The sequence below is a fragment of the Bradyrhizobium sp. ORS 375 genome (genome assembly GCF_000239775.1).
GTDB lineage: Bacteria > Pseudomonadota > Alphaproteobacteria > Rhizobiales > Xanthobacteraceae > Bradyrhizobium.
The window spans coordinates 17,088-43,406 of the sequence record NZ_CAFI01000176.1; the positions used below are offsets into that span (position 1 = coordinate 17,088).

General features: G+C 67.3%; 26 protein-coding genes. 15 read left to right on the plus strand and 11 right to left on the minus strand.

The annotated features are described in order from the left end of the window. Positions 1-38 precede the first annotated feature (38 nt). The 3 genes from BRAO375_RS15250 to BRAO375_RS15260 are packed head-to-tail and all read left to right on the plus strand — an operon-like array spanning position 39 to position 1,923. Complete coding sequence (locus BRAO375_RS15250) at positions 39-902, plus strand: xanthine dehydrogenase (protein WP_009028360.1); 864 nt, start codon at positions 39-41, stop codon at positions 900-902. Between the two features lie 11 nt (positions 903-913). After that, on the plus strand, positions 914-1,504 hold the full coding sequence (locus BRAO375_RS15255; protein WP_009028361.1) for a DUF2478 domain-containing protein: 591 nt from the start codon (positions 914-916) through the stop codon (positions 1,502-1,504). After that, positions 1,501-1,923 carry a winged helix-turn-helix domain-containing protein gene (locus tag BRAO375_RS15260; protein ID WP_009028362.1) on the plus strand — a complete coding sequence of 141 codons (423 nt, stop codon included), beginning with the start codon at positions 1,501-1,503 and terminating at the stop codon, positions 1,921-1,923. The genes BRAO375_RS15255 and BRAO375_RS15260 overlap by 4 nt, the downstream gene beginning before the upstream one ends. On the opposite strand, the gene BRAO375_RS15265 is transcribed toward BRAO375_RS15260, so the two are convergent. Both BRAO375_RS15265 and serA read right to left on the minus strand, forming a co-directional pair. Further along, positions 1,832-2,311: a TOBE domain-containing protein gene (locus BRAO375_RS15265; RefSeq protein WP_009028363.1), complete on the minus strand. Its 480-nt coding sequence runs from the start codon at positions 2,309-2,311 to the stop codon at positions 1,832-1,834. The genes BRAO375_RS15260 and BRAO375_RS15265 overlap by 92 nt on opposite strands. A 19-nt stretch (positions 2,312-2,330) precedes the next feature. Next, positions 2,331-3,578: a phosphoglycerate dehydrogenase gene (serA, locus tag BRAO375_RS15270; protein ID WP_009028364.1), complete on the minus strand. Its 1,248-nt coding sequence runs from the start codon at positions 3,576-3,578 to the stop codon at positions 2,331-2,333. Between the two features lie 289 nt (positions 3,579-3,867). On the opposite strand from serA, the gene BRAO375_RS15275 reads away from it, so the two are divergent. Beyond that, positions 3,868-6,522, plus strand: a complete 2,655-nt coding sequence (locus tag BRAO375_RS15275; protein WP_009028365.1) for a flavin-containing monooxygenase — start codon at positions 3,868-3,870, stop codon at positions 6,520-6,522. Here the strand turns inward: BRAO375_RS15275 and BRAO375_RS15280 are convergent. The 5 genes from BRAO375_RS15280 to BRAO375_RS15300 form a co-directional block, all read right to left on the minus strand. Then, complete coding sequence (locus BRAO375_RS15280; protein WP_009028366.1) at positions 6,503-7,003, minus strand: hypothetical protein; 501 nt, start codon at positions 7,001-7,003, stop codon at positions 6,503-6,505. The two genes, BRAO375_RS15275 and BRAO375_RS15280, sit on opposite strands and share 20 nt — an antisense overlap. Then, entirely contained in the window at positions 7,004-7,351 is a 348-nt protein-coding gene (locus tag BRAO375_RS15285) for a DUF3147 family protein (RefSeq protein WP_009028367.1), read from the minus strand. It lies immediately after the preceding gene. After that, complete coding sequence (locus BRAO375_RS15290) at positions 7,348-7,953, minus strand: phosphatase PAP2 family protein (protein WP_009028368.1); 606 nt, start codon at positions 7,951-7,953, stop codon at positions 7,348-7,350. Before BRAO375_RS15290 ends, BRAO375_RS15285 begins: the two co-directional genes overlap by 4 nt. A gap of 98 nt (positions 7,954-8,051) precedes the next feature. Next, positions 8,052-8,705, minus strand: coding sequence for a 2-dehydro-3-deoxy-6-phosphogalactonate aldolase (locus BRAO375_RS15295; protein WP_009028369.1), 654 nt, complete (start codon positions 8,703-8,705; stop codon positions 8,052-8,054). A 1-nt stretch (position 8,706) separates the two neighbouring features. Continuing rightward, positions 8,707-9,630, minus strand: coding sequence for a 2-dehydro-3-deoxygalactonokinase (locus tag BRAO375_RS15300; protein ID WP_009028370.1), 924 nt, complete (start codon positions 9,628-9,630; stop codon positions 8,707-8,709). A gap of 179 nt (positions 9,631-9,809) precedes the next feature. Between BRAO375_RS15300 and BRAO375_RS15305 the strand changes: the two genes are divergently transcribed. Further along, entirely contained in the window at positions 9,810-10,949 is a 1,140-nt protein-coding gene (locus BRAO375_RS15305; RefSeq protein ID WP_009028371.1) for an MFS transporter, read from the plus strand. A gap of 61 nt (positions 10,950-11,010) precedes the next feature. Further along, positions 11,011-11,250 carry a DUF378 domain-containing protein gene (locus tag BRAO375_RS15310; RefSeq protein ID WP_009028372.1) on the plus strand — a complete coding sequence of 80 codons (240 nt, stop codon included), beginning with the start codon at positions 11,011-11,013 and terminating at the stop codon, positions 11,248-11,250. A gap of 8 nt (positions 11,251-11,258) precedes the next feature. On the opposite strand, the gene BRAO375_RS15315 is transcribed toward BRAO375_RS15310, so the two are convergent. Beyond that, entirely contained in the window at positions 11,259-12,218 is a 960-nt protein-coding gene (locus BRAO375_RS15315) for a cation diffusion facilitator family transporter (protein ID WP_009028373.1), read from the minus strand. 115 nt (positions 12,219-12,333) lie between these two features. Between BRAO375_RS15315 and BRAO375_RS15320 the strand changes: the two genes are divergently transcribed. Beyond that, positions 12,334-12,858, plus strand: a complete 525-nt coding sequence (locus tag BRAO375_RS15320) for a nucleoside deaminase (protein WP_052536094.1) — start codon at positions 12,334-12,336, stop codon at positions 12,856-12,858. A gap of 60 nt (positions 12,859-12,918) precedes the next feature. Here BRAO375_RS15320 and BRAO375_RS15325 read toward each other — a convergent pair whose 3' ends face one another. Beyond that, on the minus strand, positions 12,919-14,040 hold the full coding sequence (locus BRAO375_RS15325) for a hypothetical protein (RefSeq protein WP_009028375.1): 1,122 nt from the start codon (positions 14,038-14,040) through the stop codon (positions 12,919-12,921). 306 nt (positions 14,041-14,346) lie between these two features. Here BRAO375_RS15325 and BRAO375_RS37405 point away from each other — a divergent pair, with 306 nt between their 5' ends. From BRAO375_RS37405 to BRAO375_RS15345, 5 genes are all read left to right on the plus strand, one after another. Continuing rightward, on the plus strand, positions 14,347-14,553 hold the full coding sequence (locus BRAO375_RS37405) for a hypothetical protein (protein WP_139031387.1): 207 nt from the start codon (positions 14,347-14,349) through the stop codon (positions 14,551-14,553). Positions 14,554-14,599: 46 nt separating this feature from the next. After that, positions 14,600-16,168, plus strand: coding sequence for an ABC transporter ATP-binding protein (locus BRAO375_RS15330; protein WP_009028376.1), 1,569 nt, complete (start codon positions 14,600-14,602; stop codon positions 16,166-16,168). Next, on the plus strand, positions 16,152-17,243 hold the full coding sequence (locus BRAO375_RS15335) for an ABC transporter permease (protein WP_009028377.1): 1,092 nt from the start codon (positions 16,152-16,154) through the stop codon (positions 17,241-17,243). The genes BRAO375_RS15330 and BRAO375_RS15335 overlap by 17 nt, the downstream gene beginning before the upstream one ends. Further along, positions 17,230-18,147: an ABC transporter permease gene (locus BRAO375_RS15340; protein ID WP_009028378.1), complete on the plus strand. Its 918-nt coding sequence runs from the start codon at positions 17,230-17,232 to the stop codon at positions 18,145-18,147. Before BRAO375_RS15335 ends, BRAO375_RS15340 begins: the two co-directional genes overlap by 14 nt. Positions 18,148-18,228: 81 nt before the next feature. After that, positions 18,229-19,308, plus strand: coding sequence for a BMP family ABC transporter substrate-binding protein (locus tag BRAO375_RS15345; RefSeq protein WP_009028379.1), 1,080 nt, complete (start codon positions 18,229-18,231; stop codon positions 19,306-19,308). 70 nt (positions 19,309-19,378) lie between these two features. On the opposite strand, the gene BRAO375_RS15350 is transcribed toward BRAO375_RS15345, so the two are convergent. Next, positions 19,379-20,725 (minus strand): 8-oxoguanine deaminase, encoded by a 1,347-nt coding sequence (locus BRAO375_RS15350; protein ID WP_009028380.1) that lies wholly within the window; start codon positions 20,723-20,725, stop codon positions 19,379-19,381. Between the two features lie 139 nt (positions 20,726-20,864). On the opposite strand from BRAO375_RS15350, the gene BRAO375_RS15355 reads away from it, so the two are divergent. From BRAO375_RS15355 to BRAO375_RS15365, 3 genes are read left to right on the plus strand one after another with little or no spacing between them, the layout of a single operon-like run. Further along, complete coding sequence (locus BRAO375_RS15355) at positions 20,865-21,689, plus strand: FAD binding domain-containing protein (RefSeq protein ID WP_009028381.1); 825 nt, start codon at positions 20,865-20,867, stop codon at positions 21,687-21,689. After that, on the plus strand, positions 21,686-24,400 hold the full coding sequence (locus tag BRAO375_RS15360) for a molybdopterin-dependent oxidoreductase (protein WP_009028382.1): 2,715 nt from the start codon (positions 21,686-21,688) through the stop codon (positions 24,398-24,400). Before BRAO375_RS15355 ends, BRAO375_RS15360 begins: the two co-directional genes overlap by 4 nt. Before the next feature lie 30 nt (positions 24,401-24,430). After that, positions 24,431-25,828 (plus strand): nucleobase:cation symporter-2 family protein, encoded by a 1,398-nt coding sequence (locus tag BRAO375_RS15365; protein ID WP_009028383.1) that lies wholly within the window; start codon positions 24,431-24,433, stop codon positions 25,826-25,828. A 17-nt stretch (positions 25,829-25,845) separates the two neighbouring features. Here BRAO375_RS15365 and BRAO375_RS15370 read toward each other — a convergent pair whose 3' ends face one another. After that, on the minus strand, positions 25,846-26,160 hold the full coding sequence (locus BRAO375_RS15370) for a hypothetical protein (protein WP_009028384.1): 315 nt from the start codon (positions 26,158-26,160) through the stop codon (positions 25,846-25,848). Positions 26,161-26,319: the final 159 nt, after the last annotated feature.

Below are 26,319 nucleotides of genomic sequence, written 5' to 3' on the forward strand. Positions count from 1 at the left end.
GCTTGCTCATTTCGATCTCGCAACACGAGGTCATCAGCATGAACCCCGCCGCCGTCACCTGGCATCCGAACGCGCCCAAGCCGCTCGCGCTGGTGCTGGGCACCAACGAGATCGCCTCCGCCGTCGCGGCGAAGCTCAGCCGCGCCCGCTTTGCGATCGTGCTCTGTCATGATGCGTTTCCTCCGGTGATCCGCCGCGGCATGGCGTTCCACGACGTCCTGTTCGGCGAGGCGCGCGACGTCGACGGTGTGGTCGGCGCGCGGGCCGAGAGCATTGCGGATGTCGTGCGCATTCACCGCGCGCCCGACCAGGTCGCCGTGACCGGATTGCATCTCACCGACATCATCGCGTTCCGCTATCCAGCGGTCATCATCGACGCCCGCATGCAGAAACATCTGGCCACGCCTGATCTGCGCGGCGTCGCCGGCATCGCGGTGGGCATCGGCCCGCGCTTTGCCGTCGGGCACAATTGCGACATCGCAATTGAGACTCACCCCTGCGAGACTGGAGCGATCGTCGCGCAGGGCACCACGCGCAACGCCGACGGCAAAGCGCGCGATCTCGGCGGCGCCGGGCGGGAGCGCTTCGTTTACTCGGACCAGGACGCCGTCTGGCATACGCCGCTCGACATCGGCACCCGCGTCTACAAGGGGATGCAGCTCGGCTCGCTCGGCGGCACGCCGGCGCTGGCGCCGCTCGACGGCACGCTGCGCGGCATCGCGCGCGACGGTCTCCGCGTGCCGGCCGACATCAAGCTGATCGAGATCGATCCGCGCGGCCGTCACGCCACCTGGACCGGCATGGACGAACGCGGACAGGCGATCGCTACGGGCGTCGTCTCGGCCGTTCACCAGATCATGCAAACGGGTCGGACGGCGGGCCGCGTCTCCACCAGGGTGTGAAGAGGATTGTCATGGCATCAGCTGATAGCGGAACGAGTCGGATCGTGGCGCTGCAGGGCGCTGCATCGACGGTGATTCAGGACCTGCTCGGCGAGTTCGCCACGCGCCTGGCAGACGCAGGATTGCGCGTATCCGGCGTGATCGAGAGCAGCGCGGACAAAGCGAGACCATGCAAGGCGATGATGCTGCGCAGCCTCGGCGACAACAGCATGTTCTCGATCTCGCAGGATCTCGGTCCGGGATCGCAGGCCTGCCATCTCGATCCGGAAGGCCTGGCGCTCGCCTGTGCGGCCGTTCAGCGGTCGATCTCGCGCGGCGCCGACGTGGTGATTCTCAGCAAGTTCGGCAAGCAGGAAGCCGCAGGCAGCGGTCTCGCCGATGCATTCGGCGCGGCGATCTCGGCAGGGCTTCCGATCATCACCGCCGTCTCACCCGCCATGAGGGAGGCCTGGACGCGCTTCGCAGGCCCATTCGCCGAATGCGTGCCCGCCGACGTGGCACGCAGCCCCGGCTGGATCGAGGCGTGGTCCGCCCGGAGGGTGACATCGCGGAGCACCCATGAGATGATCGGCTCTCCACGCGAGCGGATCGGAATGGGATGAAGCGCGAAGCTCAGATCGCATTGACCATCAGTTTCAGCAATGGCGGCAGCCTGTCGCCGGAGGATCTGCTGCTGATCGAGTACATCCGCAAGGAGCGCTCGATCCTCGGCGCGGCGCGCGCCAGCGGCATCTCCTACCGCAAATGCTGGCTGATGGTGGATGCGCTGAACCGCACCTTCGAGACGCCGGTGTTCGAGACGCATCCCGGCCGCCGCGGCGGCGGCGCCGAGATCACGGCGTTCGGAGAACGGCTGGTCGCACTGTACGGCTCGATGGAGCGACGCACACGCACCGCCACGGCGGCGGCGCTGGGCGAGCTGCAGAAGGCTACCGATCCCCGCTATCAGAAGCGGGCCAGCGGCGCGGCCGAGGCAGCTCCGAAGGCCGAACCGCGCCGGGCCCGATCGCGACGCTCTTGATCATCGCCCAGGCCGAGAGATCCGGCTCCAGCGCCAGCCGCTCGACCGATTCGAGCGTCACCAGCGCATGCAGCTTCGTCGTGCCGAGATCGAAGGTGACCCGCACGTAAGGCGGATCGAGCGGCAGGATCTCCTCGATCCGGCCCGGTAAGCGGTTGGTAATCGACACGTCCATCGGCCGCGACAGCGCGATCGAGACGTCGCGCGCCTCGATGGTCACCGACACGCCGGCATCGATGGCGGCATCGACCATCGGCACCCGCAGCTCGCCATCGGCGAAGAACAGCGTCGATAGGCCGTATTGCGGATCGTGGCGCAGCACGCGCGCCGGCACCGTCGTGCTGAGCACGACGGAGGATGCTGACGAGGATGGGGACTGGGCGCTCATCGACGTCAGCCTTCCCCGCTCAGGGCCGGTCGTGATCGTACAGCACGCGTACACGGATGGTGCCGTCGACCGCGCGCAGCTCCGACAGCAGCTCCTCGCCCTCGCCGCCGACCACATCGGTTTCGAGCACGACATAGCCGACTTCCGGATCGGTCTGCAGATATTGCGCGAGGATGTTGATGTTGTGCCGCGACACCGCCTCGTTGACCTGCCGCAGCACGCCGGGAACGTTGCGGTGGACGTGGATGAAGCGCGTGCCGGTCGGGCGCGCCGGCAGTTGCACCTGCGGGAAGTTCACAGCGCCGAAGGTCGAGCCGACATCGGAATAGTCGATCAGCTTGCGCGCAACCTCGCCGCCGATGCGGTCCTGCGCCTCCTCCGTGGAGCCGCCGACATGCGGGGTCAGGATCACGTTTTGCAGGCCCTGCAGCGGGGAGACGAACGGATCGGCATTCGAGGCCGGCTCGACCGGGAAAACGTCGACCGCCGCGCCCGAGAGCTTGCCGTCGCGCAGCGCGCTCGCCAGCGCCTCGATGTCGACCACCGTGCCGCGCGAGTTGTTGATGAGGTAGGCGCCGTCCTTCATGTGGCGGATCTGGCGCTCGCCGATCATGTTGGCGGTCGCCGGCGTCTCCGGCACGTGCAGCGAGACGACGTCGCTCGTCGCCAGCAGTTCGTCGAGGCTTTCGACCGGCTCGGTGTTGCCATGGCGCAGCTTGTCGGTGAGGTCGAAGAAGATCACCCGCATGCCCATGGCCTCGGCGAGGTTCGACAGCTGCGAGCCGATATTGCCGTAGCCGACGATGCCGAGCGTCTTGCCGCGCACCTCGCGGCTGCCATTGGCGGATTTGTCCCAGCCGCCGGCATGCGCCGAGACCGAGCGCGGGAAGATGCGCCGCATCAGCATCACCACCTCGGCAATGGTCAGCTCGGCGACGCTGCGCGTGTTCGAATAGGGCGCGTTGAAGACGGGAATGCCGAGCCGCTTGGCGGCGTCGAGATCGACCTGGTTGGTGCCGACCGAGAAGCAGCCTACGGCCATGAGGCGGTCGGCAGCCTGTAAGACATCCGCCGTCAGATTGGTCCGCGAGCGGATGCCGAGCATGTGCACGCCCGACAGCATCCGCTTCAATTCCGCCGAACCGAGCGCCTTGGGCAGCCGTTCGACCTCGGTATAACCGCTGGCCTCGAACATGCGGACGGCCGAGTCGTTGACGCCCTCCAGGAGCAGAACGCGGATCTTTTGCTTGGGCAGCGAGAGCGGCATGGGCCTGGCCTGATCAAATCGTGGGTGTGGCGTAGTGTAGCGGTTGTTACAGTCGCGATGCGTTGAAACTTGGTGAATGCGCCGCGGCAGGAGCGCTTTCTGTCGCTTTCTCAGGGTCTTGTCCACTCCGCAACGGCGTTTTCAGCGGCAATGCAAAATCAGCGCCTGGCATACCGGATTCATGCCGCTTCTTGCGGCGCAACAACCGCAGATCGTTGTTTTGTGTGCTGACAAACCAAACGAGCAGAGCTAGCCTTTCCGGCAATCACAAAATCATCGGGAGGTCAGCATGTCAGACGGAATGGTCGAGGCACGCGCACAGGAGACGACTCACGGCGAAACGCAGACGGTGGACGTCGCCGTCGTCGGCGCCGGATTTGCGGGATTGTACCTGCTGCATCGCCTGCGCAAGGCGGGTTTCTCGACCGTGGCGCTCGATACCGCCAACGATGTCGGCGGCACCTGGTACTGGAACCGCTATCCCGGCGCCCGCTGCGACATCCAGACCGTCGACTACAGCTACACCTTCGATCCCGAGCTCGAGACCGCCTGGCAGTGGTCGGAGAAATACGCCACGCAGCCGGAGATCCTGCGCTATCTCGGGTTCGTCGCCGACCGCTACGACTTGCGTCGCGACATCCGCTTCGGCACCCGCGTGCTCGGCGCGTCCTGGGACGAGGCCCAGGAGCGCTGGCTGCTGACGACCGACAAGGGCCCCGCCGTGTCCTGCCGCCACTACATCATGGCGACCGGCTGCCTGTCGCAGCCGAAGCCGCCGGAGATCGAGGGCGTCAACGATTTCAAGGGCGAGATCTACTTCACCAGCCGCTGGCCACACGACGGCGTCGATCTTCGCGGCAAGCGCGTCGCCGTGATCGGCACCGGCTCGTCCGGCATCCAGTCGATCCCGATCATCGCCGAGCAGGCGGCGCAGCTCACCGTGTTCCAGCGCACGCCGAACTTCGCGCTTCCCGCGCAGAACGGGCCGCTGCCGGCGGATCGTGCCGCGCAGCTGGCACAGGATCGCGCCGGCCTGCGCGAGCAGGCGCGCTGGTCGATGACCGGCGTGCCGATCCCACCGGCCACCGAGTTCAGCTGGGCGCTGAGCGAGGCCGAGCGCCGCGAGCGCTTCGAGAAGATGTGGGCCTCGGGCGACCTCGTCGGCATGCTGACGCAGCTGTGGGCCGACCAGGGCGTCGATGCCGATGGCAACGCCCTGCTCGCCGATCTCATCCGCGAGAAGATCCGCGAGATCGTCAAGGACCCCGAGACGGCCGAGGCGCTCACGCCGCACGATCATCCGTTCGGCGCCAAGCGGCCGTGCCTGGACACCAACTACTACGCCACGTTCAACCGCCCGAACGTGACGCTGGTGAACCTGCGCAAGGAGCCGATCGCGTCGATCACCGCTGGCGCCATCACAACCGACAAGCGCAGCTTCGACGTCGACGTCATCGTGTTCGCGACCGGCTTCGATGCCATGACCGGTGCGATCCGCGCCGTGCATCCGATCAAGGGCCGCGGCGGCAAGTCGCTCGACGACAGCTGGGCCGATGGGCCGGAGACCTATCTCGGTCTCACCGTCGCCGGCTTCCCCAATTTGTTCCTGATCACCGGTCCGGGCAGCCCGTCCGTGCTGTCGAACATGGCGGTGTCGATCGAGCAGCATGTCGACTTCGTGGTCGAGCGCCTCGCCGCGCTGCGCGACGCCGGCTTCACCACCATCGAGCCGACCGAAACGGCGCAGGCCGGCTGGATGCGCCACATGGCGGACTGCTCGACGGTCACGCTGCACCGGCTCGCCAACACCTGGTACACGGGCGCCAACGTGCCGGGCAAGCCTCAGACCTTGATGCCCTACACCGGCGGCGTCGGACCTTATCGCGGCATCTGCAACGAGATCGTCAGCCGCGGCATGCTCGGCTTCAAGCTGACCGGCCCGGACGGCGCGACCCAGTGCAACGACGGTGAGATCGTGAAGCTGCAGCCGGATGTCCGGCTGGTGCTGAACATGCTCACCGAGATGAACCTGCCGCCGATCGAATCGATGGGCGCACAGGGCGCGCGCGACTTCGTCGCCGAGTTCAACAAGGCGCGGCCGCCGGGCCGCCCCGTCGGCGAGGTGAAGGACGGCACGCTGCCCGGTGCCGACGGCCCCCTCGCCTATCGCCTCTATCGTCCCGCGACGCCCGGGCCGCATCCGATCGTCGTCTACTTCCATGGCGGCGGCTGGGTGCTCGGCGACGAGCAGTCCGACGATCCGTTCTGCCGCGACCTGTGCCGCCGCTCCAACATGATCTTCGTCAGCGTGAACTACCGCCACGCGCCTGAGCATCGCTTCCCAGCCGCGGCCGAGGATGGCTATGCCGCGGCGAAGTGGGTGTCCGAGCACGCCGCCGAGCTCGGCGGCCGCGAGGGCCCGGTCCTGGTTGCCGGCTGGAGCGCCGGAGGCAACATCGCGGCCGTGACCTGCCAGCTGGCGCGCGATCGCGGCGGGCCGGCGATTGGCGGTCAGCTGCTGGTGTGCCCGGTCACCGATTGTAGTTTCGATCGTCCGTCATACACCGAGAACGCCGCCGGCTACTTCCTGACACGCGGCCTGATGTTCTGGTTCTGGGACATCTACTGCTCGCCGGCGGATCGCACCGACCCACGCGTGTCGCCGCTGCGCGGACAGCTGAAGGGACTGCCGCCGGCGTATATCGTGACCTGCGAGTTCGATCCGTTGCGCGACGAGGGCGTGGCCTATGCGGAAGCACTCGCCGCGGCCGGCGTACCCGTCGGCCAGCTCAAGGCGCGCGGTCATTTCCATTCGTCGTTCACGATGGTGGACGTGGTCATCACCGGTGTCGGCGGTCGCATCCAGATGGCCGAGGCGCTGCAGGCGTTCACTCAATCCGGGGAGGACAGCGGCTCGCCGGAGATCAACGCCGCGGCGAGCTGATCAGCGGCGAGGACCGCTGGCGATCGGGATCCAGGCGGCCCGCAGCCTTGCGGGCCGTGGTAACGCGTAGCTTGCGCCTGATCCACCACGCGGTCACCGCGACGGTGAGCCATGATGCGGTGGCGGCCACGAAGGCGAGTGCCACGCTCGACTGAACGAGCGCGGTGAACACGGCAGCGAAGGCGAGCAGGCCGATGCTGCCGAGTGCCGCGCCTGCCGTGTCCAGCGCCGCCGCCTCGCGCCCGCGCCGCTTGCCTGCCAGCCCCTCGTGCCGCTTGCGCCTGATCTCGTGGGTCTCGATCAATGTCACGCTGGCGCAGAAGATCGCCGGCAGCGCGAGAAACAGGCCGCCGATCGCCGGGCCGAAGCCCTTGGCGATCAGCCCTGTCACGACCGTCGCCGCGCCGCCAAGGGCGAAGCGGACCACATATTCGTGCCACTTGCCGTCCTTCAGCGACGATGGAGAGACGCGGACCAGCATTCACCCGCCTCCGGCGAAGACCGCCTGCAGCCCGAGCGCCGCGACGAGCCACACCAGCGTCGCGAGCAGGCTCGCCGTGAGCGCGCGCATCTGCCATCGCATCAATAGCTGACACACGGTCACGCTGTAGAGGCAGAGCGCGACCGCGCCGAACATCATCGAACGCGTCTGCACGGCCGCGTAGGCCGCGCCATGGGCGACGACCGCAACGCCAAGCGTCGCCAGCGCCACCGAGGGCGCAGCGCCGAACAGGCCGGCAAAGCTCTTCGGGCGCAGCACGTCGCCGATCATGGCGAAGGCCGACACGATGATGCCGCCGATCAGAAAGCGAACGAGGTATTCGGTCATGTCTGGCCGTCCCCATCCTGTCCATAGCCGGTCCACACGCGCAGCCCGCGCTCGATCAACGCCCCGATCACGAAGCCGACCGCAACGTCGCTGGCCCAATGCGCGAGGATGAGGATGCGGGTGGCGCACAGGCCAAGCGCGATGCTGCGCGTTCCGACCCGCAGCGGTGTCGGCAGCGTGCCAGCCGCCGAGAACAGCGCGCCCATGTGCAAGGCGTGGCCCGACGGAAAAGCATCCTCCGCGTTGCCGGACAGATGAACGCCGTTGAGATGACCGCGGATGGTCTCCCGATCGGGCCGCATCTGGCTGAAGGCCGATTTCATTGCATGCGGCAGCAGCGAGACGGCGACCGTGACGAGGAGCGCGTGGTTCGCCGCGCGTCGAACCGACCGAGCCTGTCCGCGGCTGACGAGCCAGCCGATCGTGCTCAGCCCCAGCCAGACCTTTTCGTCAGCGCCCCAGGACAGACCACGGCCGAGCTTCTGGAGGAGCGGGGTGGTCGTGCGGGCCGCAATGTCTGCGATCGTCTTGTCGGCCCTGGTCGGCGTCACGCGGATCGCGGTGCCCGGCTGATAGCTTCGACTTCCGATCGCGCTGTGCATTGCCATGGCGTTGAGAGAACAAACACGAGTTCCCGGTCAACGCCGCACGGCGGCGGCAGTTTCATGAAGGCGTCACGGAACCGTCATGCACGGTCAGGTCAGCCAACGGCGGCGACAGCCGCATCGTAGGCGTGCACGGAGGCCCATGCCGTCTTGCGCACATCGCTCGCGGTCATGCCCGGCTTGTACAGGCTCGAGCCGAGGCCGAAGGCGCGCACGCCGGCCGCGACATAGCTGGCGAGATTCGTGTCGGAGACGCCGCCGACCGCGCCGACCACGACGCCCTTCGGCAGCACGGCAAGCTGCGCCGCGATGCCCGATGGCCCGAGCACGGAGGCAGGGAAATACTTCAACGCCGACGCACCGCAGCGCAGGGCAAGGAAGGCCTCGGTCGGCGTGAACACGCCAGGCATGGTCACCATGTCGTAGGCCTGCGCCGTCGCCAGCACTTCGGCATCGACGTTCGGGCTCACCATCAACCGGCCGCCAGCCTCCGCGACGCGCACGCAATCCGGCGCGTTGACCACGGTGCCGGCGCCGATCAGGCAGTCCTTGCCGAAACGGCTGGCGAGGCGCTCGATCGACACGAACGGATCCGGCGAGTTGAGCGGCACCTCGATCATCTCGAAGCCCGCCTCGATCAGGACCGCGACGATCCCCTCGGCCTCGTCGGGCTTGATGCCGCGCAGGATTGCGACGAGCGATCGTTTGACGTCGGGCCAAGCAGCGGACTGTGCAACGGACTGTGTCATGTCAGAAACGCGCTCCCCAGATCTGCCGCGCGGCCTTGATCAGGCCGCCGCGCGACGCCCGCTCGGCGTCGCATTCATCGACAGTGAACCCGCTCGTGGTCAGCGCCTCACGGTAAAGACTGCCGAGCCGGCCCGCTCCGATCAACCGCACCGGACGATCTGCGCCGAACCGCGTGCGCGCGTCGGCGATCTCGTTACCGATCAGAAGTCCCGACAAGCGCGCCGCGCCTGCGGAGCGCGTCTCGAAGCCGAGCAATTGCGCGGCGCGCAGCCGGAACAGCGCATTGGTCAGGCTCGTCGGCGACGCCAGCGCCGATGCGAGGCCGGCAGCGAAGCCCGATTTGTCCTCTGCAGCTTCCGCCTCGACGGCGTGCTTCAGGATGCTGTGCTCGGAGATCACCGCGAACAGCTCGCCCGTCATGTAGGTCGCGAACTCGACCACGGCACCGTTCTCGATCCGAATCCATTTGCTGTGGGTGCCGGGAATGCAGACGATTCCGGTGAAGTCCGCTTCGGTCACCCCGAGCAGTTGCGTCTCCTCGCCGCGCATCACGTCCGGCCGGTCGGCGCGCGCCTGCGCAAGTCCCGGCAGGATCCGAACGTCGCCGTCCGTATCGACGCGGATCGCGCCCGCGTGCAGCGCATCGAGCCTGGTCGGCGTCTGCAGATAGGACGCCTCCACCCAGCCCTGCCGCGCGCCGGCCATGCCACAGATCAGCACCGGAGCTTCCATGGGCGCGGCCAGCCTGGTCAGGTGAGCGCGCAGCACGGGCGCGAACCCGGAGGTCGCACAGTGCAGCATGCCCTCGCTGCTGCGGCTCTCCGCCAGCTCCGTCCCATCGGCCGCGATCAGCCAGGCCCGGAAGCTCGAGGTTCCCCAGTCGACGGCCACGAAGGCCGCTTTGGACATGTCTGCCGAGCTCATCGTTCCTCTGCGGCTTTGTTGCGACGTTGTCAGACCGCTGCAAGGGTGGAGCTAGCCCTATAGGCATGATAAGGCCGACCGACAAGCGGGACATCCTCGTCGTGCAGCGTCACGGTCGAATTCCCCGGGGCGTTCGCCCATCTGCTCATCCCGAACCGCCGCCTCGCCGGACCCCATTCATGACAATCACCGACCATCGCGCGGCGCAGCTCGCGACACGCCTGGCCTTCTTCGTCGCCGGATTTGGCATCGCCTGCTGGGCGCCGCTGGTGCCGTTCGCCAAGCAGCGGCTGGGCGTCGGCGACGCGACGCTCGGGCTGCTGCTGCTGTCGCTCGGCGTCGGCTCGGTGGCCGCAATGCTGGCCGCGGGTCTGATGAGCGCGCGCTACGGCAGCAAGCCCGTGGTTGTGGTCAGCGGCTTCGCCCTCAGCCTGCTGCTGCCGTCGCTCGCGATCGCCTCGACACCCGTCACCCTGGCCGGGGCGCTGTTCGCATTCGGCGCGGCGCTCGGCTCGCTCGACGTGGCCGTCAACATCCAGGCGATCGAGGTCGAGCGGCTGAGCGACCGGCCGCTGATGTCGGGCTTCCACGCGCAATTCAGCATCGGCGGCTTTGCCGGCTCCGGCGTCATGACCGCGCTGCTCGCCTTCGACATGACACCGCTGCTCGGTACGATCATCTGCAGCGCCCTGGCGGTCGTGGCGATGATCATTGCCGCGCCGCGACTGCTGGCGAGCAAGCCGGCCGAATCCGGTCCACTGCTGGTGCTGCCGCACGGCGCGGTGCTGCTGCTGGCCGCACTTGCCGCGATCATGTTCCTGGTCGAGGGCGCAATGCTCGACTGGAGCGCCCTGCTGCTGACCGGCTCCGGCCGCCTGCCGGCGGCGCAGGCCGGGCTCGGCTACATCATGTTCTCGATCGCGATGACGGCCGGCCGCCTGGTCGGCGACCGCGTCGTGGCGCGGATCGGCGATCGCGCCACACTGCTGTGGGGCAGCGTCATCGCGATTACAGGCTTCCTCGTGCTGCTGATGGTTCCGTCCGTCGTTGCGGCCATGGCGGGGTTCGCTTTGATCGGCGCGGGCGCGTCGAACCTCGTGCCGGTGCTGTTCCGCAGGGCGGGCGCCCAGAGCACGATGCCGGTCGGCCTGGCGGTCGCAGCCGTCACCACGGCCGGCTATTCCGGCGTGCTGCTCGGCCCCGCCGGGATCGGCTTCGTTGCCGCGGCGACCAGCCTCGCTACCGCCTTCTGGATCCTGGCCGGGCTGCTGATCATCGTGCTCGTCAGCGCGCCATTGGTCGCAAGGGCACCGCAATAGGAACGAGCCACGCGACCTCGCTTTGACCTCGCATCAGATGCCTTGGCCAAGGAGCAGAACCATGCGGGCACTCAACATCATCACGCTCATTCTCGTCATCATCGGTGGATTGAACTGGGGCCTTGTCGGCCTGTTCGATTTCGACCTCGTCACCGCGATCTTCGGCAACGGCGCAGCCGAAACCGCCACGTCGTCGCCGATCGCGCGGATCGTCTACATCCTGGTGGCGCTGTCGGCGATCTATCAGATCGGCATGCTGGTGCGGCTGTCGTCGGCGCGCAGCGACGTCGTCTATCGCTGAGCGGTCGCTCAGGCCGGAGCCGATCCCTGCAGCTGGTGCGCGCGCGCTTCCTGATAGCGCGCGCCAGTCTGCGGCTTCACGAACAATGCGGCGATGACGGGATGGCGGGCGCGCAGCGCGGTCTCGATCGCCACAACGGCACGCTCGATGTCATCGGCGCGCAGATCGTCGGCAAATTCGATGCTGAGCGCCACGACGACCTGCTGGGGCGACAGCTGCACCGTCAGCAGTCCATTGGCGGACAGCACGCCCTTTGACGCGCGCGCAATCTCGAGCACCGCGCTCGCCAGCTCCGGATCCGCGGGCTCGCCGATCAGCAGGCTCTTGCTTTCCCGCGCCAGCACCATCGAGGTCGCCGCAAGTAGGAGCCCGATCAGGATCGACCCGACGCCATCCCACGCCGGCTCGTCGAATGCGACCGCCGCTGCCGTGGCCGCGGCAGCAATCACGATTCCGATCAGCGCCGCACTGTCCTCGAACACGACCATGAAGGCCGGCGGGTCCTTGCTGCGCCGGAAGGCCTCGATCGTGGACAGGCCTGGCGCGGCAGCGCGGAAGCGCCGTACCGCCACCCACCAAGAGCCGGCCTCGAACACGAACGACAGGCCGAGGACGATGTAATTCACCGTCGGATTCTCGATCGGTTCTGGATTCATCAGGTGCGCGACGCCTTCATACAGCGACACGCCTGCGCCCAGCGCGAACAGCAGCAACGCCACGATGAAGCTCCAGAAGTAGAGCTCGCGGCCATGGCCCAGGGGATGTCGGCGATCGGGCGGACGGCTCGCACGATGGAAGCCATAGAGCAGCAGAAGCTCGTTGGCGGTGTCGACGACCGAGTGGACCGCCTCGCTCATCATCGCCGAGCTGCCGGTCCAGACCGCCGCCGCGATTTTGGTGCAGGCGACCAGCAGATTGCCGGCCAACGCAGCATAGACGGCAATTCTGGAATCGGTCGTCGCTGCCATGACACCTCACGGGAAATCTCTGCGTGCGCCGGGCAACGCCGGCTCGCCGCACCGGTTCCCTTGCGGAGCCGATCCGGAACGAGCAGGATCACGCCGGATGCAACGGAGCAGAGCCATGACGGCGGACGGCGAAGGCCGATCGGATGAGACCCATTTTGCCGACGCCGACCAGCGTGACGCCCATTTCCTGCGCCACAGCTTCGCTGTCGCCCGCCGCTCGATGGCGCACGGCAATCATCCGTTTGCGGCGATCCTGGTCGACGCCGAGGGCCACGTGCTGATCGAGGCCGAGAATGGCTACATGCCCGACCGCGACGCCACGGCTCATGCGGAGCGGCTGGTGGCCACGCTGGCCTGCACATCGATTGCTCCGGCAGTACGAGCGACGGCAACGCTGTATTCGTCGGCGGAGCCCTGCGCGATGTGCGCTGGCGCGATCTACTGGGCCGGAATCGGCCGCGTGGTCTACGGCTTGAGCGAACGGCGGCTGCGCGACTTCACCGGCAACCATCCGGAAAATCCCACGCTCGACCTGCCCTGCCGCGAGGTATTCGCGAGCGGTCAGCGCGCCACCGAGGTCTCGGGCCCGCTGTTGGAGGACGAAGCCGCCGCACTGCATGTCGGCGTCTGGGACAAATGATGCGACACAAATGAAAAGCGCCGCAGCCGAAGCCGCGGCGCCCTTTGTTTGATCGATCGATCAGAACTTGACGGTGACGCCGGAATACAGCGAGGACTCGGTGCAGGCGCCGGTCGCGACGCGGGTGCCCCCGGCTCCGGCGACGGAGCAGCCGACCGCGTTGTTGTGGTCGAGGCCGAACTTGTTCTGCCAGTAGCGGTAGGCCACCCAGACATCGATCATGTGGCTCTGCTTCTCACCCCACATCGCCTTGGAGGCGTCGAAGGTCAGGCGGATCGGCTCCGAGTTGAACTCGATCTTGGTCGGATAGACGCCGTTCGCGACGCTGGCCGGGAGCGGCTCGGTGTCGGTGCCCTTCTTGCCGTACCAGCCGGCGCGGCCGGAGATCGAGAAGAACTGCATGTTCTCCGGCAGGAAGCCGAGGTCCATGTAGTAGTTCGTCTCGACCGCCCAGGTCGGCTTGAACGACGTGTTTCCGTCCGCGATGCAGGGGGCCGACCAACCGGCTCCGCACTGCGAGAACGAATTGTGGTTGGCGAACTCCCAGTACATCAGCGGTGCAACGTTGAAGTAGCCCTTGTACGGCAGGTTGAACGCGAACTGCAGACCGGCGACGACGTCACGCTTGGCAGCACCGAAATAGCGGTTCTCGGTGTTGGCATCCATGCCCACCTCGAACGAGATGTTCTGCAGCGGGCCCATGGTGAAGGCCTTGGTGTTGAAGATCTGGTTCCAGCCGAAGGTCGAGCGGAACAGGCCGTAGATTTCGGTCGCGCCGGCGCAGCTCGCCGGCGTGAAGGCGAAGCCGGCGTTGGGGGAGACGATGCCGCCGGTCTGCGTGCACGGCCCGGCCGGGTCGTTGTGATCCGACTTGAACAACGAGATCGTGAAGAAGTTCGTGCCATAGCCCCACACATCGAAGTGCGTGAACGAATAGACCTGCTTGGCCGTGTTGGCGTTGAAGGTCCCGTTCGGGTTGGCGGTCCAGGCGCCCGGCTGGCGCGCGTTGAAGATGTAGGAGAAGCTGACCCGGTTATCGACGACGAGGAAGAACGGCAGGTCCGCCGGCGCCTTCTTGGCGATTGCCTTGGCCGGCAGATCGGCTGCGCCGGCGGCTCCGACCGACGTCAGCGCTGCCGCGCCAAGCGCGATCGCAGCCGCAATGGACTTATAGAACGACATCTCAAACACCCCCAGTTAACAAGCGCCGATTCCCGACTTGCATGCACAGTTGCGCCGTTCCCACAGCGCGAGAAGCCTCAAGTTTCTCCAGCAGTTGCCCGTGCTTTGATCAAGGTTCCGCCGCATTGCAGACGCGGCGCGCGGCGTGTCGTTGCCGGCGATGAGACGATCGGTCGCGGCGGTGCGCGCGGCAGAACCAATCTTGCAGCTTCACATTGCTGAGCTTTTCCGAACGTCCGCAGTGCGCTTCGGGTCGCCGAATTTCACCAAATCCGTCGCGCGAACGAAGCTGAGACGAGGAATGAAATGATGCTGCTCATCCAACGTGCAGCCTGCCTGGCGGAGTGGATTTCCTTCGAACTGTCGCAAAACTGCCACATGCTGCTTCAGACAGGACGATTGCAGCGTAAGCCACCTGCAACCTTCTTCGCGGCTGCGCCTGGCGACGCGTGCTGGGCAAGAGTTGAGCAGAGGATGACGCTTTTTCGCCTCTTACGCGCCGCCGCAAATTAGCTCACAATTGAGGCAGTTCCATTCACTGCCCACGACGCAGCCCCAAATGCTTGATCCCGGCCCGGCCGATCTCCACGCCCAGCAACCGCTCCTGCAGACGGTCGGACTGACGAAGCGCTATGGCGATTTCCTCGCCAATGACGAGATCGACATCGAGATCTTTCCGCGCGAGATCCACGCTTTGCTGGGCGAGAACGGCGCGGGCAAGTCGACCCTCGTCAAGACCATCTACGGCCTGGTGCAGCCGAGCGCGGGCGAGCTGCGCTGGCAGGGCGCGCCGGTCAGGCTGTCCGGCCCCGCTGAGGCGCGGTCGCTCGGCATCGGCATGGTGTTCCAGCACTTCTCGCTGTTCGACAATCTGACCGTCGCCGAGAACGTGGCGCTCGGCCTGGACGGCAAGGAGCCGTTCAAGGCGGTCTCGGCGCGGCTCGCCGATGTCGCGCGCGACTACGGCCTGCCGCTCGATCCCAAGCGCGAGGTCTGGCAGTTGTCCGTCGGTGAGCGGCAGCGCATCGAGATCGTGCGCGCGCTCATGCAAAATCCGAAGTTCCTGATCCTCGACGAGCCGACGGCCGTGCTGACGCCGCAGGAGGCCGACCAGCTGTTCGTGGTGCTGGAGCGGCTCAAGGCAGAGGGGCGCGCCATCCTCTACATCAGCCACAAGCTCGACGAGGTGAAGCGTCTCTGCGACACCGCCACCATCCTGCGCGGCGGCAGGAAGGTGGCGACCTGCAACCCGAAGAGCGAGACCGCCGCCTCGCTGGCGCGCATGATGGTCGGCGCCGAGATCAAGGAGGTCAAGCCTCCGACCGAACGGCGCACGACGGTACCGCGCCTCGTCGTCAACGATCTCACGCTTGCGCCCGCGGAATTGCATGGCGTCCGGCTGCAGAACGTCTCATTCGAGCTGAAGGGCGGCGAGATCCTCGGCATCGCGGGTGTCGCCGGCAACGGCCAGGACGAGCTGTTCGCCGCGCTCTCGGGCGAGCGCCTGGTCAAGGAGCCCGGCACCATCATCATCGACGGCCTCGCCTGCGGCAATCTCTCGATCACCCAGCGCCGCAAGATGGGCGCAGCCTTCGTGCCCGAGGAGCGGCTGGGGCACGGCACCGCGCCGCGGATGAGGTTATCGGAGAATGCCCTGCTGACCGGTCATGCCGCCAGCGACATGGTCCGCCACGGCTTCATCAACGCCGCGGCAACGCTGCGCACGGTGGATCGCACCACAGAAACGTTCGACGTGCGCAAGGCCAAGCGCGATCCGGAAGCCGCCAGCCTGTCCGGCGGCAATCTGCAGAAGTTCGTCGTCGGTCGCGAGATCCTGCGCGCACCGGCGGTGCTGGTCGTCAACCAGCCGACCTGGGGCGTCGATGCCGGTGCGGCTGCGATCATTCGACAGGCGCTGATCGACCTCGCCAGCGCGGGCGCCGCGGTGCTGGTGACGAGCCAGGACCTCGACGAGCTCCTCGAGATCGCCGACCGCATCGCCGTGATGTTCCACGGCCATCTCTCCCCGGCGCTGCCGCGTGCGGACGCCACGCGCGAGAAGCTTGGTCTTCTGATGGGCGGCGCCAGTCTCGACCAGAAGGAGGCCGCGCATGCAGCTGGTGCTTGAGAAACGCGCCGAGCGTTCGCGGACCATTGCGCTGGTGTCGCCGCTGATCGCCATTGCGTTGACGCTGATCACCATGAGCGTGCTGTTCGCGATCCTCGGCAAGAACCCGATCACCGCGCTCGGCGTCTATTTCATCGCGCCGCTCACCGATGGCTACTCGCTGCAGGAGATCGCGGTGAAGGCGACGCCGCTGGTGATGATCGCGATCGGCCTGTCGCTGTGCTATCTCGCAAACGCCTGGAACATCGGCGCCGAGGGCCAGTTCCTGATCGGCGCGGTCGCCGGCAGCTGGATCGCGGTAACGACGCAGGGCACCGAGGCCGGGCACTGGGTGCTGCCGGCGATGCTGGTCGCTGGTGCCGTGGCTGGAGCGCTCTATGCGCTGATCCCGGCGCTGTGCCGGGTGAGGTTCGGCGCCAGCGAAATCCTCACCAGCCTGATGCTGGTCTATGTCGCCGACCTGCTGCTCGACTATCTCGTGCGCGGTCCGTGGCGTGATCCGGCCGGCTTCAACTTCCCGACCACGGCGGAGTTCGATCCGGTCGCGACCGTGCCGGTGCTGATCGAGGGCGGGCGGCTGCATCTCGGCAGCATCATTGCGCTCATCGTCGTCGCCGGCGCCTTCGTGCTGCTCGACCGCACCATCAAGGGCTTCGAGATCCGCGTCGTCGGCGTCGCGCCGCGCGCCGCCCGCTTCGGCGGCTTCAACGCCAACCAGCTCGTGCTGCTGACCTTCGCCGTGTCCGGCGCGCTGGCAGGCCTCGCCGGGATCATCGAGGTGGCCGGGCCGATCGGCCATCTGCAGCCAGGGATCTCGCCGGGCTACGGCTTCACAGCGATCATCGTCGCCTTCCTCGGCCGGCTCAATCCGATTGGAATACTAATTGCAGGACTTTTCCTCGCACTGACGTTCATTGGCGGTGAGCAGGCCCAGATCACCATGAAGATTCCGCTCGACGTCACCAAGGTGTTCCAGGGCATCCTGCTGTTCTACGTGCTCGCCTGCGACTCCCTCATCCTCTACCGTTTCAAGCTCGTCTTCGCCGCGCGGCAGGTGCAAAGTGCTGCTCGTTGAAGCCATCATCCTGTCGGTGCTCGCCGCATCGACGCCGCTGCTGCTGGCAGCGACCGGTGAGCTCGTCACCGAGCGCGCGGGCGTTCTCAACCTCGGCGTCGAGGGCATGATGATCGTCGGCGCCGCCTGCGGCTTCGCCGGCGCGTGGGTGTCGGGTTCGATCATCGTCGGCGCGCTGTGCGGCATCGTCGCCGGCATGCTGACGTCGCTGATCTTCGCATTCATGACGCTCGGCCTGGCCGTCAACCAGGTCGCGACGGGTCTGGCGCTGACCATTCTCGGCATCGGCCTGTCAGGCCTGATCGGTGCGCGCTTCGTCGGCGAACGCATCACCACTGCGCCCAAGCTTTCGATTCCCGGTCTGACCGACATCCCGCTGGTCGGCCGCATCCTGTTCGGCGAGGACGCCTTCGTCTATCTGTCGCTGGCCTTGATCATCGGCGTGTGGTGGTTCCTCTATCGCACCCGCGCCGGCCTGGTGCTGCGCGCCTGCGGCGACAATCACGTCTCCGCCCATGCGCTCGGCTATCCCGTGCTGAGGATCCGCATGCTCGCGGTGCTGTTCGGCGGCGCCTGCGCGGGACTGGCCGGGGCCTACCTGCCCCTCGCCTACACGCCGTTCTTCATTCCCGGCATGACCGCCGGCCGTGGCTGGATCGCGCTGGCGCTCGTCGTGTTCGCCTCCTGGCGGCCGGGCCGGCTCGTGATCGGCGCGTATCTGTTCGGCGCGGTGACGATCCTGCAGCTGCATGCGCAGGGCGCCGGCGTCGGCATCCCATCGCAATTCATGTCGGCGCTGCCCTACCTCGCCACCGTAATCGTGCTGGTGCTGCTCTCGCGCGCCCGCACCGGCGGCTCGACGGCACCCGCCGCGCTGGGCACCGTGTTCGTGCCGGATCGCTGATGACTTCATCCCGAGCGCCTGCGATGGGGCGCGACGCTTGGGATCACCGCGTTTTCCCCTGACCGTTTGGAGACATTGACCATGATGAAAAGGCTTCTGGGCGCTGCCGCCGCGCTGGTGCTGGCGGGGAGCATCGCCGGCGTGGCGCACGCCGCCGACAAGCTGAAGGTCGGCTTCATCTATCTCGGCCCGATCGGCGATCTCGGCTGGACCTATCAGCACGAGCTCGGCCGCCAGGCGCTGGTCAAGGAGCTCGGCGACAAGATCGAGACGACGTATCTCGAAAACGTGCCGGAGGGCCCGGACTCCGAGCGCGCCATCGAGCAGCTGGTGCGCGCCGGCAACAAGCTGATCTTCACGACCTCGTTCGGCTACATGGATCCGACGCTCAAGGTCGCCAAGAAGTATCCGAACGTGCATTTCGAGCACGCCACCGGCTACAAGCGCGACAAGAACATGTCGACCTATTCGGGCCGGTGGTACCAGGGCCGCTACATCCAGGGCCAGATCGCGGCCAAGATGTCGAAGGCCGGCGTGCTCGGCTATATCGGCTCGTTCCCGATTCCCGAGGTGGTCTCCGGCATCAACGCCACGATGCTCGGCGCGCAGTCGATCAATCCGAACATCAAGGTCAAGATCATCTGGGTCAACACCTGGTTCGATCCGGGCAAGGAGGCTGATGCGGCCAAGGCGCTGCTCGACCAGGGCGCCGACATCATCATGCAGCACACCGACAGCCCGGCGGCGATGCAGGTCGCGGCCGAGCGCGGCAAGCTCGCCTTCGGCCAGGATTCCGAGATGATCAAGTTCGGCCCCAAGGCGCAGCTGACCTCGATCCTCGACACCTGGGGTCCCTACTACATCGCCCGCGTCAAGGCCGAGCTCGACGGCACCTGGAAGTCCGAGGACACCTGGGGCGGCCTCGATTCCAAGATGTTCGAGATGGCCCCCTACACCAACATGCCTGACGACGTGAAGAAGATGGCCGAGGAGACGCAGGCCGCGATCACCTCCGGCAAGCTGCATCCGTTCAAGTGCCCGATCGTGGCGCAGGACGGCAAGGAGGTCGAGTGCAAGGGCGGCGACCACCTCGCCGACGGCCAGATCCTCGGCATGAACTTCTACGTCAAGGGCGTCGACGACAAGCTTCCGGGCAAGTAGGCGCCCGGCGTCGATCAAGGCTCTCCCCGCACGCGGGGAGAGATCTCCTCAGCTCGTACCGGACTGCGCCTCAGCCGCCTCGCATCGCCTTCGCCGCTGTGCTGTGGCGGCCGATCAAGCCAGCGATATCGAGGCCGGGAATGGCGCCGTCGAGCACCGTCCAGCGGCCGCCGACCATGACGCGGTCGGCGCGGTGCGCGCCGCACAGCACCAGCGCGGCGATCGGATCGCCGGCGCCCGAGAAGCGCAGCTCGTCCAGCTTGAACAGCGCGAGATCTGCTGCCTTCCCCACTGCGATCTCGCCGAGCTCGGGCCGGCCGACGCAGGCCGCGGAGCCCTTCGTCGCCCAGCGCAGCGCATCCTTGTGGCTGATGCGGCTGACGCCGTAGCGCGCCCGCTGCAGCAGGAACGCCGCGCGCACCTCCTGCATCAGGTTGGAGCCATCGTTCGACGCCGAGCCGTCGACGCCGAGGCCGATGCCGACGCCGGCCTCCTCCATCTCGCAGACCGGGCAGCAGCCGGAGGCGAGCAGCTGGTTGGAGCAGGCGCAATGGCTGATCGTCGTCTTGGCCTTGCCGAGCCGCTTCATCTCCTCGGCATTGAAGAAGATGCCGTGCGCGAGCCATGTGCGCGGGCCGAGCCAGCCATTCTGCTCGAGATAGTCGAGCGGACGGCAGCCGAACATCGCCTCGCAGAAGCGATTCTCGTCCTCGGTCTCCGCCAGATGCGTATGCAGCCGCACGTCGAGCCTGTCGGCAAGCGCCGCCGTCTTCTGCATCAGCGATCCCGTCACCGAGAACGGCGAGCACGGCGCCAGCGCGATCTGCACCATCGCGTCGGGTCCGCGCTCGTGATAGGTCGCGACCACCCGCTCGCTGTCGGCGAGGATCGTGTCCTCGTCCTGCACCACGCTGTCAGGCGGCAGGCCGCCGTCGCGCTCGGACAGGTTCATCGAGCCGCGCGTCAGCAGCACGCGCATGCCGAGCCGCTTCGCCGCGGCGACCTCGATGCCGACCGCATCCTCGAGCCCGGCCGGGAAGACGTAGTGATGATCGGTCGTCGTGGTGCAGCCCGACAGCATCAGCTCGGCCATGGCGAGGGTGACGGCGGCGTCCAGCGCATGGGGCGTCAGCCTGGCCCAGATCGGATACAGCGCCTTCAGCCACGGGAACAGCTCGCGGTCCATCGCCGCGGGCAATGCCCGTGTCAGCGTCTGGTAGAAGTGGTGGTGCGTGTTGATCAGCCCGGGGATCACGACATGCGCGCTCGCATCGAACGCCACGGCGCCTTCGGTCAAGGGCTCCTTCCCCGTCGGCACCAGCTCGACGATGCGACCATCCTTGACGACGACACCGCGCGCGGCGCCTTCGGCCAGGATGGCGAGCGGGTCCTTGATCCAGATCGGCGTGGTGCTCATGCGGTCTCGTCTCGCTGCTGGGGCGTTCGCGCCTGCGGATGGCGTGCAAGCAAAAGGCCAATGTCATCCTATTGCCAGTTGGCTCCGGTCTTGCAAGGATTTCACCGGCGATCCGCTGCGCGATTGAGCTTGCGTCACCATGGACCTGAACACCATCACCGAGGTCGTGCGCCCGAGAACGCGGGCGGAGCTGCCCAGCTGGAAGGCAGGCGATGCCTGGCTGGCCGGCGGCACCTGGTTGTTCTCCGAGCCGCAGGCGCAGCTGTCGCGGCTGATCGATCTCAGCGATCTGGCCTGGACGCCGCTCGCCATCAGCGATCAGGGCCTCGGCATCGCCGCGACCTGCAGCGTCGCCGCGCTGGATGCCCTGCAGTGCCCCGCCGAGTGGACCGCCGCGCCGCTGATCGATCAATGCTGCCGCGCCTTTCTCGCCTCGTTCAAGATCTGGAAGACGGCGACCGTCGGCGGCAATCTCTGCATGTCGCTGCCAGCCGGCCCGATGATCTCGCTGCTCGCCGCGCTCGAAGGCGTCTGCACGATCTGGAAGACCGACGGCAGCGAGCAGCGCATCGCGGTCGTGGACTTCGTCACCGGCAACAACCGCAATGTCCTCGCGCCGGGCGACCTGCTGCGGCAGATCGATATTCCCTTGGCGGCCCTGAAACGGCGCACCGCCTTCCGCCAGATCGCGCTGACACCGGTCGGCCGCTCCGGCGCGCTGCTGATCGGAACGGCGGGCCGCGAGGCCGATCTGCTGCTCACGGTGACGGGCTCGACCATCAAGCCGCTGCAGCTGCGCTTCTCGACGATGCCCGACGCCAACACGCTCCGCGCCAGCCTTCTCAGCGACGTTCCGGATGCGCTCTATCATGACGACGTCCACGGCAAGCCCGCTTGGCGCAAGGCGATGACCTTGCGCCTCGCCGAGGAGATTCGCGCCGAGCTGGCAGGCCTCAGGCCATGAGCGTGATCGTCAATGGCCAGGCGGTCGAGGCCGCGCCGCGCCCGGGGCAGTGCCTGCGCACGTTCCTGCGCGACACCGGCCATTTCGGCGTGAAGAAAGGCTGCGATGCCGGCGACTGCGGCGCCTGCACCGTGCTGCTCGACGGCGAGCCGGTGCACAGCTGTCTGATCCCCGCCTTCCGCGCCGACGGCAAGGCCGTCACGACCATCGAAGGCCTCGCGAGCGAGGACGGCCTGCATCCCATGCAGCAGGCGTTCCTCGACGCCCAGGCGTTTCAATGCGGCTTCTGCACCGCCGGCATGATCGTCACCTGCGCCTCGCTCAACCAGGCGCAGAAGAAGGACCTCGATGCGGCGCTCAAGGGCAACCTCTGCCGCTGCACCGGCTATCGCGCGATCGAGGACGCGCTGCTCGGTATGGCGCATGTCGAGCAGGTCGCCGCCGGCGAGGCGTTCGGCCACAGCCTGCCCGCCCCCGCGGGACCCGACGTGGTGCGCGGCCAGGCGCGCTACACGTTCGACACCGCGATCGACGGCCTGCTGCACGTCAAGCTGGTGCGCTCGCCGCATGCCCATGCGCGCATCACCTCCATCGACAAGACGGCGGCGCTCGCGCTGCCCGGCGTGCATGCGGTGCTGACGCATGAGGATGCGCCTGGGTTGCTGTTCTCCACGGCGCGCCACGAGCAGGCCTGGATGGATCCCGCCGACACCCGCGTGCTCGACGATGTCGTCCGCTTCATCGGCCAGAAGGTCGCTGCTGTCGTTGCCGAGACGGAAGCTGCTGCGGAAGAAGCGTGCCGGCGCCTCGTCGTCGACTACGAGATCCTGCCGGCCGTGATCGATCCCGCTGATGCGATCGCGCCGGGCGCGCCGATCATCCATGCCGGCCGTGGCAGCGCGCATCGCATCGCCGATGTCAGCCGCAACATCGTCGCCGAGAGCCATGGCGAGTTCGGCGACGTCGCCGCCGCGCTCGCCTCTGCCGCCGCGACTTATGAAGGCACCTTCACCACGCAACGCGTCCAGCACGCCGCGCTCGAAACGCATGGCGGCCTGGCCTGGCTCGACGACGCCGGCGTCCTCACCGTTCGCTCCAGCACGCAGGTGCCGTTCCTGACGCGGCGGGCGCTCGCCGAGATCTTCGAGCTCGCGCCCGACAAGGTTCGCGTGTTCTGCGAGCGCGTCGGCGGCGGCTTCGGCGGCAAGCAGGAGATGTTCGTCGAGGACATCCTGGCGCTGGCGGCGCTGAAGACCAGGCGTCCGGTGAAGCTCGAACTCACCCGAGAGGAGCAGTTCATCGCGACCTCGACCCGGCATCCGATGCGCGTCACCGTCAAGGCCGGCGCCGACAAGGACGGCAGGCTGACGGCATTGCAGCTCGACGTACTCTCCAACACCGGCGCCTATGGCAATCACGCCGGTCCGGTGCTGTTCCACGCCTGCGGCGAGTCGATCTCGGTCTACAATTGTCCGAACAAGAAGGTCGACGCGATCGCAGCCTACACCAACACGGTGCCCGCGGGCGCCTTCCGCGGCTACGGCCTGCCGCAGACCACCTTCGCCGTGGAGGCCGCGATTGACGAGCTCGCGAGCCAGCTCGGCATCGATCCTTTCGAGATGCGCCGCCGCAACATCGTCAGGCCCGGCGATCCGATGCTGGCGCCGCCGGGCTCGGAGCATAGCGACGTGCTGTACGGCTCCTATGGTCTCGACCAGTGCCTCGACCTGGTCGAGCGGGCGATGGCCGAGTCCACGGCGGCGCCGGAGCTCTCGCCCGAGTGGCTCACGGGCGACGGCATCGCGCTGACGATGATCGACACCGTGCCGCCCGACGGCCACATCGCCGATGCCACCATCAGCCTGCGTGACGATGGCGGCTTCACGCTGACCGTCGGCACCGCCGAGTTCGGCAACGGCACCAGCACGGTTCATCGGCAGATCGCCGCGACCGTGCTGGGCACGACGGTCGACCGCATCACCCTCAAACAGTCCGACACCGCGCATGGCGGCCACGACACCGGTGCCTACGGCTCGACCGGCACGTTCGTCGCCGGACGCGCGACCCAGGCCGCGGCCGAGGCGCTGGCCGACAAGATCACGCGCTTCGCGGCTGATCGCTGGAAAATTGACGCAACCGGCTGCCGGATCGCGGATGAGGCCGTGAGTTGCGGCGCGCAGCGGCTCTCGTTCGCGAGCATCGCCAGCCTGAGCGAAGAACAGCTCAGCGCCAGCGGCAACTCGCAAGGCACGCCGCGCTCGGTCGCGTTCAACGTCCAGGGCTTTCGCGTCGCCGTCAACAAGCACACCGGCGTGGTCCGCATCCTCAAGAGCGTGCAGGCTGCGGATGCCGGCCGCGTCGCCAACCCGATGCAGTGCCGCGGCCAGATCGAGGGCGGCGTCGCGCAATCGCTCGGCGCCGCCCTCTACGAGGAGGTCGTGATCGACGACACCGGACGCGTGGTCAATCCGAAATTCCGCGACTATCATCTGCCGTCCTACGCCGACGTGCCGCGCACCGAGGTGCTGTTCGCGGAGACCACCGACGCCATCGGCCCGCTGGGGGCGAAGTCGATGAGCGAGAGCCCGTACAATCCGGTGGCCGCCGCGCTCGGCAATGCCCTGCGCGCGGCGACCGGCATCCGCTTCACGGCGGTGCCGTTCAAGCCGGACCGGCTGTTTCAGCAGTTGCAGGAGACGTTCGGCGACTGACGCGATGATGGGGACGATCTGGGGGGGAACATGAGCAAGACGATTCATCCGGTCGACGAGATGCTGCCCGTGCCGAAGCTGCTCGCGCTCGGCCTGCAGCATGTGCTGGTGATGTACGCGGGCGCCGTCGCCGTGCCGCTGATCATCGGCCGCGCACTGAAGCTGCCGCCGGAGGATGTCGCCTTCCTGATCAGCGCCGACCTGTTTGCCTGCGGGCTCGCCACGCTCGTGCAGTGCGTCGGCTTCCCCGGCGTCGGCGTCCGCCTGCCGGTCATGATGGGCGTGACCTTCGCCTCCGTCGGTCCGATGCTGTCGATGGCCGCCTCGCCGGAGGTCGGCCTGCTCGGCATCTACGGCTCGGTCATCGCCGCCGGCGTCTTCGGCATCATCGTCGCCCCCTTCATCAGCCGGCTGTTGCCGCTGTTTCCGCCGGTCGTGACCGGCACCATCATCCTCATCATCGGCATCTCGCTGATGCGCGTCGGCATCAACTGGGCCGGCGGCGGCCTGCCGACGATCAACAAGGTCGTCGATGGCGTCCAGGGAGCCTTCCCCAACCCGGCCTACGGACAACTTCAGGGACTCGGGATCGCGCTGTTCGTTCTGCTGTTCATCCTCGGCCTGATCAAATGGGGCACGGGCTTTCTCGCCAACGTCTCGGTGCTGCTCGGCATCGTCGCCGGCGCGGTGCTCGCCACGCTGCTCGGCGTGATGCATTTCGACAAGGTCGGTGCCGCCCCCTGGGGCGCGCTGGTGATCCCGTTCAAGTTCGGCGTTCCGCAGTTCCAATTCGTGCCGATCGTCACGATGTGCATCGTCATGATCGTGGTGATGATCGAATCCCTCGGCATGTTCCTGGCGCTGGGCGAGATCACCGGCAAGACGGTCGATCGCGAGGCGCTGTCGCGCGGCCTGCGCGCCGATGGCGTCGGCACCCTGCTCGGCGGCATCTTCAACACCTTTCCCTACACGTCGTTCTCGCAGAATGTCGGACTGGTCTCGGTCACCGGCGTGCGCTCGCGCTGGGTCACGATCACCGGCGGCGTCATCATGCTGCTGCTGGGGCTGCTGCCGAAGATGGCGGCCCTGGTCGAGGCCGTGCCGCAGGTCGTGCTCGGCGGCGCCGGCCTCGTGATGTTCGGAATGGTGGCGGCCACCGGCGCGCGCATCCTCGCCCATGTCGACTTCAAGACCAACCGTTTCAACCTGTTCATCGTGGCGATCTCGACAGGCTTCGGCCTGATCCCGCTGGTCGCTCCCCGCTTCTTCCACAATCTGCCGAAGGACCTGCAGCCGCTGCTGGAGTCCGGCATCCTGCTCTGCGCCGTCGTTGCAGTGCTGCTGAACGCCTTCTTCAACGGGCTCGGCAGCGGCAAGACGGCCGAGGCCGACGCCGCGGCCGCCGCGTCCTCGGCGCAGCACGTCTGACGATGTCGACGACTGCGCTACGGCTTGGGCCGGCGATCGTAGGACCAGCCGAACAGTCCGCTCCGCTCGGTCTCCGCTTCCGGCTGGGCCGCCGAGGCGGCCGGCGCCGGCTGTGCCGCCGCCTGCGGCGCAGCGGCTGGCGAGATCGGCCTCGGAATGCTCTCACACTTCATCGAATAGACCAGCTTGCCGTCCTCGGTGCGCCCGATCGGCGCGCAGACATCGGCGCGCTTGGCGGCTCCCGGCTTCGGCGCGAGTGTGGACTGCGCCCCGGCGGCTTGCGTCAGGGCCGACTGTCCCGCTACCAGAATGACCACGCCCAGTTTCTTCATCCCAACCGCCTCGCTTCCCGATCCGACACATTGAACGCAATCGCGTCGCAGAAGTCCATTGCATCAGGCGAACACCGCATTGAGTTCATCATGGCTCGCTGTTCTCAAAGGGAAAATCGAGCTATCTCAGCAGGCAAGGTGCACTGCCTCTCCCCGTTA

Bases quoted from the DNA above. Each gene is read 5' to 3' on its own strand.
- BRAO375_RS15250 (WP_009028360.1), top strand. From the start codon at position 39: ATGAACCCCGCCGCCGTCACCTGGCATCCGAACGCGCCCAAGCCGCTC.
- BRAO375_RS15255 (WP_009028361.1), top strand. From the start codon at position 914: ATGGCATCAGCTGATAGCGGAACGAGTCGGATCGTGGCGCTGCAGGGC.
- BRAO375_RS15260 (WP_009028362.1), top strand. From the start codon at position 1,501: ATGAAGCGCGAAGCTCAGATCGCATTGACCATCAGTTTCAGCAATGGC.
- BRAO375_RS15265 (WP_009028363.1), bottom strand. From the start codon at position 2,311: ATGAGCGCCCAGTCCCCATCCTCGTCAGCATCCTCCGTCGTGCTCAGC.
- serA (WP_009028364.1), bottom strand. From the start codon at position 3,578: ATGCCGCTCTCGCTGCCCAAGCAAAAGATCCGCGTTCTGCTCCTGGAG.
- BRAO375_RS15275 (WP_009028365.1), top strand. From the start codon at position 3,868: ATGTCAGACGGAATGGTCGAGGCACGCGCACAGGAGACGACTCACGGC.
- BRAO375_RS15280 (WP_009028366.1), bottom strand. From the start codon at position 7,003: ATGCTGGTCCGCGTCTCTCCATCGTCGCTGAAGGACGGCAAGTGGCAC.
- BRAO375_RS15285 (WP_009028367.1), bottom strand. From the start codon at position 7,351: ATGACCGAATACCTCGTTCGCTTTCTGATCGGCGGCATCATCGTGTCG.
- BRAO375_RS15290 (WP_009028368.1), bottom strand. From the start codon at position 7,953: ATGCACAGCGCGATCGGAAGTCGAAGCTATCAGCCGGGCACCGCGATC.
- BRAO375_RS15295 (WP_009028369.1), bottom strand. From the start codon at position 8,705: ATGACACAGTCCGTTGCACAGTCCGCTGCTTGGCCCGACGTCAAACGA.
- BRAO375_RS15300 (WP_009028370.1), bottom strand. From the start codon at position 9,630: ATGAGCTCGGCAGACATGTCCAAAGCGGCCTTCGTGGCCGTCGACTGG.
- BRAO375_RS15305 (WP_009028371.1), top strand. From the start codon at position 9,810: ATGACAATCACCGACCATCGCGCGGCGCAGCTCGCGACACGCCTGGCC.
- BRAO375_RS15310 (WP_009028372.1), top strand. From the start codon at position 11,011: ATGCGGGCACTCAACATCATCACGCTCATTCTCGTCATCATCGGTGGA.
- BRAO375_RS15315 (WP_009028373.1), bottom strand. From the start codon at position 12,218: ATGGCAGCGACGACCGATTCCAGAATTGCCGTCTATGCTGCGTTGGCC.
- BRAO375_RS15320 (WP_052536094.1), top strand. From the start codon at position 12,334: ATGACGGCGGACGGCGAAGGCCGATCGGATGAGACCCATTTTGCCGAC.
- BRAO375_RS15325 (WP_009028375.1), bottom strand. From the start codon at position 14,040: ATGTCGTTCTATAAGTCCATTGCGGCTGCGATCGCGCTTGGCGCGGCA.
- BRAO375_RS37405 (WP_139031387.1), top strand. From the start codon at position 14,347: ATGATGCTGCTCATCCAACGTGCAGCCTGCCTGGCGGAGTGGATTTCC.
- BRAO375_RS15330 (WP_009028376.1), top strand. From the start codon at position 14,600: ATGCTTGATCCCGGCCCGGCCGATCTCCACGCCCAGCAACCGCTCCTG.
- BRAO375_RS15335 (WP_009028377.1), top strand. From the start codon at position 16,152: ATGCAGCTGGTGCTTGAGAAACGCGCCGAGCGTTCGCGGACCATTGCG.
- BRAO375_RS15345 (WP_009028379.1), top strand. From the start codon at position 18,229: ATGATGAAAAGGCTTCTGGGCGCTGCCGCCGCGCTGGTGCTGGCGGGG.
- BRAO375_RS15350 (WP_009028380.1), bottom strand. From the start codon at position 20,725: ATGAGCACCACGCCGATCTGGATCAAGGACCCGCTCGCCATCCTGGCC.
- BRAO375_RS15355 (WP_009028381.1), top strand. From the start codon at position 20,865: ATGGACCTGAACACCATCACCGAGGTCGTGCGCCCGAGAACGCGGGCG.
- BRAO375_RS15360 (WP_009028382.1), top strand. From the start codon at position 21,686: ATGAGCGTGATCGTCAATGGCCAGGCGGTCGAGGCCGCGCCGCGCCCG.
- BRAO375_RS15365 (WP_009028383.1), top strand. From the start codon at position 24,431: ATGAGCAAGACGATTCATCCGGTCGACGAGATGCTGCCCGTGCCGAAG.
- BRAO375_RS15370 (WP_009028384.1), bottom strand. From the start codon at position 26,160: ATGAAGAAACTGGGCGTGGTCATTCTGGTAGCGGGACAGTCGGCCCTG.